Origin of the sequence: Thiolapillus sp. (assembly GCF_048562965.1) — a bacterium.
Taxonomy (GTDB): domain Bacteria; phylum Pseudomonadota; class Gammaproteobacteria; order Chromatiales; family Chromatiaceae; genus Thiolapillus; species Thiolapillus brandeum_A.
In genome coordinates this window covers 1-629 of record NZ_JBHNMF010001429.1, presented here as the reverse complement: position 1 = coordinate 629, position 629 = coordinate 1, and the positions used below count along the sequence as shown (strand labels likewise).

1 pseudogene is annotated in these 629 nt (G+C 53.7%); it reads right to left on the bottom strand.

Features of this window, described 5'->3' with window-relative positions:
* Positions 1-106: 106 nt before the first annotated feature.
* Positions 107-511 (bottom strand): annotated as a pseudogene (locus tag ACOCD2_RS24755) (AAA family ATPase); the annotation flags it as partial.
* Positions 512-629: the final 118 nt, after the last annotated feature.

Below are 629 nucleotides of genomic sequence, written 5' to 3'. Positions count from 1 at the left end.
GAAGTTGTTGCGTAGTGCTTGGTGACCAGGACGGCTGGGGCACAAATAGGTTGTCAAAGGCCGAGTCGATTTTGGGGACTGGGATGTCCCAAAATCTATCACGAGGTCGAAGACACGCTTGTTCGTTGAAGGCCCTGCCTTCCTGCCAGGCTTCGATACGGGCGGCTTTCACGGCAGATTCTATTTCCGCGCCACTCCAGCCTTTGGTAGCGGCCGCCAGGTAGTCGATATCGAATCCTTCGGGGTTCTGTCCGTTGAGACGAATGTGTATGGCGAAGATCTGCGCCCTTTCACTGCTGGTGGGCAGGTCCAGGAAAAACAGCTGGTCGAAACGCCCCTTGCGCATCAGTTCAGCGGGCAGCTGCTGTATGCGGTTGGCCGTGGCCGCGAGAAACACGCCGGCAGGCTTTTCCTGCATCCAGGTCAGAAAACTGGAAAAGATGTTGACGTTGCCGCTGGAGGCGCCGCTGTCGTCATACCCGAAAGCATTTTCCAGCTCGTCTATCCAGAGCTAGAGTTTAGAGTAAGCAACATTGTTCCACCGTATATTTTCGGGTGAAATAAAGTTGCTATTTTGTTCATACTGCCCGTTAGAGCTTGTTCTATACGCTGATTGCTGCATCCTGCTC